Source organism: Reyranella sp. (assembly GCF_050185545.1).
Lineage (GTDB): Bacteria > Pseudomonadota > Alphaproteobacteria > Reyranellales > Reyranellaceae > Reyranella.
Genome location: NZ_JBFWZI010000236.1, coordinates 1 through 9,283 on the forward strand (window position 1 = coordinate 1; position 9,283 = coordinate 9,283).

Annotated in this window: 6 protein-coding genes and 1 pseudogene; 1 reads left to right on the forward strand and 6 read right to left on the reverse strand. The window is 69.8% G+C overall.

The genetic code is table 11. The features are described from left to right. Nucleotides 1-319: 319 nt before the first annotated feature. Together AB7O82_RS34205 and AB7O82_RS34210 are read right to left on the reverse strand one after the other, a co-directional pair. Nucleotides 320-658 carry a hypothetical protein gene (locus tag AB7O82_RS34205; protein ID WP_428621423.1) on the reverse strand — a complete coding sequence of 113 codons (339 nt, stop codon included), beginning with the start codon at nucleotides 656-658 and terminating at the stop codon, nucleotides 320-322. A 300-nt stretch (nucleotides 659-958) separates the two neighbouring features. Next, a complete protein-coding gene (locus tag AB7O82_RS34210; protein WP_428621425.1) occupies nucleotides 959-2,323 on the reverse strand; it encodes a GH1 family beta-glucosidase in 1,365 nt (454 codons plus the stop codon). Nucleotides 2,324-2,627: 304 nt separating this feature from the next. Between AB7O82_RS34210 and AB7O82_RS34215 the strand changes: the two genes are divergently transcribed. Then, nucleotides 2,628-5,048 carry a molybdopterin-containing oxidoreductase family protein gene (locus AB7O82_RS34215; protein ID WP_428621427.1) on the forward strand — a complete coding sequence of 807 codons (2,421 nt, stop codon included), beginning with the start codon at nucleotides 2,628-2,630 and terminating at the stop codon, nucleotides 5,046-5,048. A gap of 81 nt (nucleotides 5,049-5,129) precedes the next feature. Here AB7O82_RS34215 and AB7O82_RS34220 read toward each other — a convergent pair whose 3' ends face one another. The 4 genes and pseudogenes from AB7O82_RS34220 to AB7O82_RS34235 form a co-directional block, all read right to left on the reverse strand. Next, nucleotides 5,130-5,582, reverse strand: a complete 453-nt coding sequence (locus AB7O82_RS34220; protein ID WP_428621429.1) for a VOC family protein — start codon at nucleotides 5,580-5,582, stop codon at nucleotides 5,130-5,132. Between the two features lie 157 nt (nucleotides 5,583-5,739). Further along, nucleotides 5,740-7,200, reverse strand: coding sequence for a GH1 family beta-glucosidase (locus tag AB7O82_RS34225; protein ID WP_428621431.1), 1,461 nt, complete (start codon nucleotides 7,198-7,200; stop codon nucleotides 5,740-5,742). 180 nt (nucleotides 7,201-7,380) lie between these two features. Continuing rightward, nucleotides 7,381-8,823, reverse strand: a complete 1,443-nt coding sequence (locus tag AB7O82_RS34230) for a class I SAM-dependent methyltransferase (protein WP_428621433.1) — start codon at nucleotides 8,821-8,823, stop codon at nucleotides 7,381-7,383. A gap of 260 nt (nucleotides 8,824-9,083) precedes the next feature. Next, nucleotides 9,084-9,283: pseudogene (locus AB7O82_RS34235) on the reverse strand (ABC transporter substrate-binding protein); the annotation flags it as partial.

Genomic DNA, 9,283 nt, shown 5'->3' on the forward strand with positions numbered 1-9,283 from the left:
CCGTCATCAGCAGGATGCCGACACTGAAGGGGATGGATCTGGAGGAAATCGACAAGTCGGTGCCCGTGCCTCGGATCATCATAGACACATATTTCGTATGTCATATCCCTCCCCCGTAATCGGGCCGCAATCGGGGGAGGTGGCCCAGTTAGGCGCTGTTTACAGCGCCATTGGCCGGTGGGGGAGGGCCACCAGGCTGGATCTCTCCAGATTCCGACGTCGGAATCAGAGAAATCTCCATCGAGGCCCACCCCCTCCGCCCCGTATGACGGGGCACCTCCCCCGGTGACGGACCGTAGTCGGGGGAGGGTTGGGGTGATCACGCCCCGCAGCGGAAGCGGATGTAGAGGTTCACGTTGTCGACGAGCTGATGGTCGAGCACCGCGAATCGACCCTTGCAGGTGCGCTCCATGAAAGGCTGGACGACGTTCCAGTTTCGCTCGCTCTCGAGCCTGGGATCGGGGTCGACGACGACGGTGCCGCGCACCAGCAGCAGCCGGTACTCACCCGCCGTCTCGGCCGGCGCGATGCGCACCTCGTAGAGCCTGCCGTCGACACGGACGGTCTCTGCCCGCGACCCTTCGAGCGTGCCCTTGGACGTGACGCAGGCCGCCTGGGCGAGCGTTGCAAGGGCCAACAGCAGGACCCGAATCGTCATGGAAGCCTCGTCTGCCATGCTGGAGACATGGCGACATCATAGGCTGTTCGGCCGGGGACCACCGCACCGACCCGAGTTCAGGCATCGTACAGCAGTCTATCCCGCAAACCGCAGGCATTCGTAGGAAAGCTTGTGACTGCGCCACGTCGCCCGACGCTGTCATCGGCGGCCACCAACTTCCCGCATGCGGCCTGGCGAGCCCGCGGGCCATCCTCACCGGCATCAGGACCGCCGAGACCCTGATCGCCAATCACGCATGACCACGCTCGCCTGACGAGACGCCTCCGATGGGATGGCCGATCAGGCGAGCGCGTTGCGCGCTATCACTTCGCGATAGAATTGGGCGCTGAGCTTGGGCGTGCGCTTCAGCGTGGCGAAGTCGATATGGATCAGGCCGAAGCGCATGGCATAGCCGTCGGCCCATTCGAAATTGTCGAGCAGGCTCCACAGGAAGTAGCCGCGCACCGGCACCCCTTCGCGGGTCGCACGCTGCAGGTGCATCAGGCAGGCGCGTAGATACATCACGCGATCGAGGTCGTGGATCGCGCCGGTTTCGTCCGGCGCGTCGGTGGCGGAGGCGCCGTTCTCGGTGATGTAGATCGTCTCGACGCCCCACAGGCGATGGCAGAGCCGGGGCGCCCAGTAGAGCGTCTCCGGCCCGAGCTTCAGCCACTCCGAGGCCATGTGCGGATGCGAGTCCTGCAGGGGCAGGGCGACGTAGCCCGGCGCTTGTCCGCTCGCCAGCACGTACTGGCTCGGCGTATAGATGTTGAGGCCGACGAAATCGACCGGGCTCGCGATGACCGCCAGGTCCCCGGCGGGAAAGCGCGGCGCGTCGGCGCCCTGTTCGGCAAGCCACGAGTCGGCGTAGTGACCCTCGAGCATCAGCCCGAGATAGGGTGCGTTGAGGTCGCGCGTCGCGCGCTCGGCGGCGGCGATGTTGGCGGGCGTCTCGATCGCCGGCAGCGCGGTCGACATGTTCTCCGCCGGTCCGACGAGGGTTCCGGGCCGGCCCTGCGCGCGCACGGCCTGCACGCCGAGACCATGGGCCAGCAGGGCGTGATGACGGGCCTGGTTCAGGCGGCCGCGCGGCAGCCTGAGCCCGGGCGCGAAGTTGCCCCAGCCGTATCCCTGCTCGATGAACACCTGGATCTCGTTCAGGGTGAAGAAGCGGCGGACACGGTCGGACAGATGACGGGCGACATGTCCGGCATAGGCGGCGAAGGCATGCGCCGTCTCGCGCGCCTCCCAGCCACCGCGCGCCTGCAGCGCCTGCGGCAAATCCCAGTGATAGAGCGTGGCGTAGGGCTCGATGCCGGCGGCGAGCAGGGCATCGACCAGCCGGTCATAGAAGTCGAGACCTTTCGGGTTGGGCGCACCGTCGCCGTCGGGAAAGACGCGCGGCCAGGCGATCGAGAAGCGATAGGCGCGAGCGCCGAGCGCCTTCATCAGCGCCACGTCCTCGGCGTAGCGGTTGAAGTGATCGACGCCGGCCGCGCCGGTCGAGCCGTCTCGGATGCGGCCGGGCTCGCGCGCGAAGACATCCCAGATCGAGGCGCCGCGTCCGTCCGCCGAGGCGGCGCCCTCGACCTGGAAGGACGACGTCGCGGTGCCCCACAGGAAACCGTCGGGAAATCGCGCGTGCGCGATGTCGGGCTGGGTCATGACGTGCACGGTGCCACCAAGCCGGCGAAGGCGAAAGGCCACTCCTTGCCGGGAGCGCGCCACTGGTGGCGGCGTAAGCCAATGAAGCCGTGCGCTCATAGGCGCTAACTTTGATGGTCATGCGCTGGGAGCGCGCCACTCCGATGGCGCTCTTCTCGATGATTACACTACCCAGGTGCGCCATGGGTGTGGCGCGCTCCCAGCGAATGACGCCCTCTTCCATCAAAGTTAGCGCCTATGAGCCGTGCGCTCCCGGCCATTGCCCGCCGGGCCGCCGCGCATCAGGATGATGGCGGAGGTCACCATGTCGACGACCACTGACCCCGGCGTGCGGCGCGTCCACGGCTATTGCGGGCTCTGCATCGCGCGCTGCGGCACAATCGCCACCCTCGAGAACGGCCGCTTCACGCGGCTCGACCCCGATCCCGGCCATCCCACCGGGCAGGCGCTGTGCGCCAAGGGCCGCGCCGCGCCCGAGCTGGTCTATCACAAGGACCGGCTGACCCGGCCGCTGCTGCGCACGCGGCCCAAGGGCGAGGCCGATCCGGGCTGGCAGCCGATCTCGTGGGACGAGGCGCTCGACCGCACCGCCCGGGCGATGCGCCAGATCGCCGACCGGCACGGCCCGCAGGCCGTCGCCTTCAGCCAGTGCTCGGGCTCGACCACGGCGATCGGCGATTCGAGCCCGCTGGTGCGCCGGCTGATGAACGCCTTCGGCACGCCCAACATGGTGTGGCCGCTCGATCTCTGCGGCTGGGGCCGCGCCTTCGCGACGCGCTTCGCCTTCGGCGTGGCCAGCGTCGGCACCGGCGGCGCGGGCGGCGCCATGCCCGACATCGACCGCTCGGGCTGCCTGATCCTGTGGGGCTACAACCCGTCCTACTCGCGCCTGACCCACGCGACGGCAACCGTCGAGGCACTGAAGCGCGGCATGAAGCTGATCGTCGTCGACCCGCGCCACGCCGGCCTCGCCAGCAAGGCCGACGTCTGGCTGCGCGTGCGCCCTGGCAGCGACGGTGTCCTGGCGCTGGGTCTCGCCAACCTGATGATCGCCAACGGCTGGTACGACCGCGCCTTCGTGCGCGACTGGAGCAACGGGCCGCTGCTGGTGCGCGCCGACACGGGTCAGCTGCTCGGCGCTGGCGAGCTCGGCGCGGCGCGCGGCTATGTGGCGTGGGACGCCGACGCCGGAAAGCCAGCCGTCTACGATCCGGCCATCGGCCGGTACGATTGCGACACGCGCGGGGGGGACACGCGCGGGCTCGCGCTCGAGGGTGAATACGCCGTCGCCACGCCGCACGGCACGATCGCCTGCCGGCCGGTGTTCGATCACTACGCCGCGCTCTGCCGGCGCTACGATCCGCAGACCGTCGAAGCGACCTGCTGGATCGCGCCGGCCGATCTCGAGCGCGCGGCGCGCCTGATCTGGCACGCGCGGCCGGTATCGTACTACGCCTGGAGCGGCCACGAGCATCACGACAACACGACCGAGACGGCGCGCGCCATGGCGCTGCTCTACGCCCTCACCGGCAGCTTCGATGCGCCCGGCGGCAACGTGCTGCTGCCGGCGATCCCGAGCCGCTCGATCGGCGGCGAGGAGCTGCCGTCGGCCAAGGCGATGGCGCCGCCGATCGGTCTCAGCGAACGCCCGCTCGGCGTGGCCCAGACCAACAGCGTGTCGACCCAGGATTTTTATCGCGCGGTGCTGGAGGGCAAGCCCTATCCGGTGCGCGGGCTGGTGGGGTTCGGCCACAACATGCTGCTGGCCCAGGGCGATCCGGTGCGCGGTCGCGCCGCCCTGGCGGCGCTCGACTTCCACGTCCATGCCGACTTGTTCATGAACCCGACCGCGGAGCTTGCCGACATCGTGCTCCCGGTCGCCTCCGCCTTCGAGCGCGATGCGCTGAAGATCGGCTTCGAGATCAGCGCCGAGGCGCAGTCGCTGGCGCAGTACCGCAGCGCCCTGGTGCCGCCGCCCGGCGAGGCGCGACCCGATACCGACGTGATCTTCGACCTGGCCAGGCGGCTCGGCCTCGGCGAGCAGTTCTGGAACGGCGACATCGACGCTGCCTGGCGCCAGCAGCTCGAGCCGAGCGGGCTCACGCTCGAGCAGCTGCGCGCCGCGCCGGCTGGCGTGCGCGTGCCGCTCGCCACGCGTCATGCCAAGCACGCCGAGACCGACGCGGCGGGCATTCCGCGCGGCTTCCCGACGCCGTCGCGCCGCGTCGAGCTCTGGTCGGAAACCCTGCGCGCGGGCGGCCACGCGGCGCTGCCGGCGTTCATCGAGCCCCGCAACAGTCCGCTCGCCCGGCCCGACCTCGCGCAGAGCTTTCCGCTGGTGCTGACCTGCGCCAAGCCGACACTGTTCTGCCAGAGCCAGTTCCGCGCGCTTGCGGGATTGCGCCGGCGCGCGCCGCATCCCGAAGCCGAGTTGCATCCCGCGGCGGCCGCGGCGCGCGGCATCGCCGCCGGCGACTGGATCGAGGTGCGCACGCCTGCCGGCGCGATGCGGGCGCGCGCCCGCTTCAATCGCGACCTCGACCCGCGCGTCGTGGTCGGCGAGCATGGGTGGTGGCAAGGCTGCGAGGAGCTGGGCGTCCCGGGCTACGACCCGTTCGCGCCCGACGGCGCGAACTTCAACGCCACGATCGATCCCCTGGCGCGCGATCCGATCAGCGGCACGCCCAACCACCGCTCCAATCTTTGCGAGGTGCGGCGGATCTGAGCTCATGTGGACCGCGGGCGTCCCGCCCGCTCATGAAATCAATGAGCGGGTGGGACGCCCGCGGTCCGGAAGAACGATGCGTTACTCCGCCATCCCCTTCTCGGCCAGCTCGCGGCGCGCGTTCTCGTTCTTGGCGAGCGCGAGGCCCATGCCGCGCAGGATGTGTGGTGCCTTGGTGAACTGGATGTTGGCGTATTCGATGACCTCGATGCGATTGCCCCAGGGATCGAGGAAGTCGAGAAAGCGCCCGGGCAGCATGGTCGCCCCCGCCGCCTCGGCGCGCGCGCGGACGGTCGAGCGGTCGTCGACGACCAGGCCGACATGGCGCCGCTCGGCACTGCCGCCGGCCGGACGCGCCGGCTCGTGCACGAGGTTGATGAACTGGTCGCCGATGTCGATGAAGGCGGCGTGCTCGCTGCGACCGCGCAGGGTGAACGCGAAGATGCGGCCGTAGAACTCGAGCGCCTGATCGATGTCGCCGACCTCGAGGGCGACATGGTTGATGCCGACCAGCCGCGGTTTCGCATCGCTCATCGGTGACCTCCCGGGTTCAGCCGCAACCATCAGTATCCCGAGGTGGCGTGGCCGCTGGGCTTCGTCAAGCACCCGCCTCCACGCTCATCCGGACCGCGGGCGTCCCGCCCGCTCATGACTGACGCGTGAGCGGGCGGAACGCCCGCGGTCCGGATGATTACGCCGGCGCGTTGCGGGCGATCACGGCGCGGTAGAAGGCGGCGCTGAGCTTGGGCGTGCGCTTCAGCGTGGTGAAGTCGACATGGACGAGGCCGAAGCGCCTGGCGTAGCCGTCGGCCCATTCGAAATTGTCCAGCAGGCTCCACAGGAAATAGCCGCGCACCGGCACACCTTCAGCGGTGGCGCGCTGCAGATGGACGAGGCAATTGCGCAGGTACATGACGCGGTCGAGATCGTAGACCGTCCCGTCCTCGGCCGGCTCGTCGGCGCCCGAGGTGCCATTCTCGGTGATGAAGATGTCCTTCACGCCCCACAGGTGCTGGACATGGCGCGGCGCCCAGTAAAGCGCCTCCGGGCCGAGCTTCAGCCACGGCGACGCCATGTGCGGATGGGAAGCCTGCAGCGGCAGGGCGATGAAGCCCGGCGCCGCCTCGCTCGCCAGCACGTACTGGCTCGGCGTGTAGACGTTGAGGCCGACGAAATCGACCTTGCTCGAGATGATCGCCAGGTCACCGGCCGCGATGCGCGGCGCATCGGCGCCCTGCCCGGCCAGCCAGGCGTCGGTGTAGCGGCCCTCCAGCATCACCGTCAGGTAGGGCGCGTTGAGCTCGCGGGTGGCGATCCCGGCGGCGCGGATGTTGTCGTCGGTCTCGACCGACGGCAGGGCGGTGGCGATGTTCTCGGCCGGTCCCACGGTGGTGCCGGCCCGGCCATTGGCGCGTACCGCCTGCACGCCGAGCCCGTGCGCCAGCACGGCGTGGTGGCGCGCCTGGTTGAGGCGGGCTTCCGGCAGGCTGAGGCCGGGCGCGAAGATGCCGCTGGCGTAGCCCTCCTCGATGAAGGCGCGGATCTCGTTCAGGGGAAAGAAGCGGCGCACGCGATCACCGAGGCGGCGCACGACATGGGCGGCGTAAGCGCCGAACGCCTCCGCGGTGTCGCGCGATTCCCAGCCGCCGCGCGCCTGCAACGCCTGCGGCAGATCCCAGTGATAGAGCGTGGCATAGGGCTCGATGCCGCTGGCGAGCAGGGTGTCGACCAGGCGGTCGTAGAAATCGAGGCCCTTCGGGTTGACCGCACCGGCGCCGTCGGGAAAAACGCGCGGCCAGGCGATCGAGAAGCGATAGGCGCGCACGCCCAGCGCCTTCATCAGCGCCACGTCCTCCTTGTAGCGATGGAAATGGTCCACACCTGCCGCGCCGGTCGAGCCGTCGCGGATGCGGCCCGGCTGATGCGCAAACGCCTCCCAGATCGAGAGCCCGCGGCCATCGGTCTCGGCCGCGCCCTCGACCTGGTAGGCCGAGGTGGCGGTGCCCCAGAGGAAACCCTCGGGGAACTGCAGGCGCGCCGGCCGTGCGCCGGCGCCAGGCCGGGGAGTGGTGTTGGCGGTCTCGTATGCCGCCGCCGCAATAGCGGTCGCACCGGCACCGATCATCCAGGCCCGACGCGTCAGAGAGGGCATCGGGCCCGGTCGTCTCGCAGAAGCATCGAACGAAGTATAGCATCTGCCGTGCCGGCGTGCCGCCTACAGGCGCCGACTTTTCCCCTCGACCTCGCTCCCAGCAAAAGACGCCCTCTTCCATCAAAGTCAGTGCCTATGGGCGTGCCGCCCCGTTGCGGACTTTGGGTAGAGAGCGACTCTTCAGATGACCTGCAGCGCCCGAAGCAGCGGCAGGCGCTCATCGAGGAACGGGCGGGACTGCTCGTTTGCAGCGGGCGGCCGCGCCGGCGCCTGACCGTAGTGCAGAGCCCGCAGACGCTGCCGCTCGGAAGCCGACAGGGCCACGCCACCGCCGGTGACGGGGCTGGCGAGGGCAATGTCGGCCTCACCGAGGGATTCATCCTCGAGCAGATGGCGGTTCAGCCGATCGGTGCGATGCTTCATCGCCGCTGCGGTCTGCGCTTCCTGCGCCGACTCGACCAGGCCGTGGGCGGCGAGGAACATCACCGCGTCGAGAAGCGCGAGCGGCGCCACGCGCCTCCCCGCCAGCCCCTCCTCGATGTCACCGAGACGGCGTGGCCGGCGTGCCGACAGGCCGGCCAGCACCGCGGCCACCGTGCCGGCGTCCGGACCATCGGGCTGCAGCGTCAATGCCGCGCTGAGCGGCCGCGGCAGGACCGTCGCGGCGCCCGTCGCGATCACCCGCTCGTCGCGGATCGCAGCGTCGCGCTCGGCTGCTGACAGCAGCTGCGGGTCCTTCACCCAGTAGTCGCGGCGGAAGCGCTTGTTGAAGATCGAATCGCGGACGAGCTGGCGCAGCATCGGATCGGCGAGGCCTTCGATGAGGCGGCGCTGCGTCGCCGACATGTCCAGGCGATCGACGATGTCGGAGAGGTCGGCGGCGCCGGCATGGGCGAGCCCCAGAGGACCGAGCCGGCGCGCCACGGCGCTGAAGAACATCGGTTGCCAGTCGCGATTGAACAGCTCGTGCGCCAGCGCGTTCACGCTCCGGCGCTCGAGGGCGGCGAACATGCCGGCGAGCCCGGGATTGTCGCGCGCCATCGCCGGGCCGGTCGCCAGCAGGCGGGCGGCGAAGGCCATCGCCTCCCCGACATGATCGACGATGTCGGCCCCCTGCCCGCCCGACGCTTCGGCATGCTCGACCAGCAGCTGGCGTAGCGGCAGGAAGCCCGCCCAGCCGGGCAGGGCGTTGTAGCCGAGATAGAGCACGCCACCCGGGCGCAGCCGGGCGTGCACGAAGCGCAGGATCGTCTCGCGCTCCGTATCGGCAATCCAGCTCCACACGCCATGCAGACCGATGAAGTCGAAATCCGGCAGGTCGCCGCGCGCACAGAAGCTGGCGAACGGCTCGTCGCCGATCGAGGCCTGGGCGCCGGATGCCGTGGCGAGCCGCCGCGCGGCGACAGCGTGGGCCGGATTGAAATCGGTGCCGTACCACGCGACCGGCGAGGCCGCGGCATGGAGGACGAGACTCGCGCCCTGGCCGTAGCCCAGCTCGCAGGCCGTCCCGGCCGCCGGCGGCCGGAACCCGGCCCGCAACAGCACGAGGTGCGCGCGCAGCGGATTGAGCTCGGGCTGATAGTCCCAACTGTAGGGGACCGTGACGCGGTAGGAGTCCGTCATCGCCGCAGTGTGTTCTGCGTCCGCGCGGACGTCATCTCGTCGCTGGGAGCGCGCCACTCCCGTGGCGCTCATGCTCTTCAATCGGACCGCGGGCGTCTCGCCCGCTCTTCTCATGAACCACGAGCGGGCGAGACGCCCGCGGTCCAAGGAAGAGTCATGAGCGCCACGGGAGTGGCGCGCTCCCAGCGATGACCCCTCTGCCGGCGAAGACGCCGACACCTCCCCAGCTTCGCCAAGCGAAGCCGGGGAGGAGACGAACGTCACTTCTTCGTTATGTTCCAGAATACCGTGACCGGCGCCTGCATCACGCCATCGATGTTGGCGCGCAGCGCGAAGGGCTGGCGGTACTGGCCGAGATTGACGTGGGTCGGATGCTCGACCCAGTACTTCTGCAGGTCGACGACGATCTGCTTCTGCTTCGCCGGATCGGTCTCCTTGGCGAACTGGTCGCGCAGCTTCT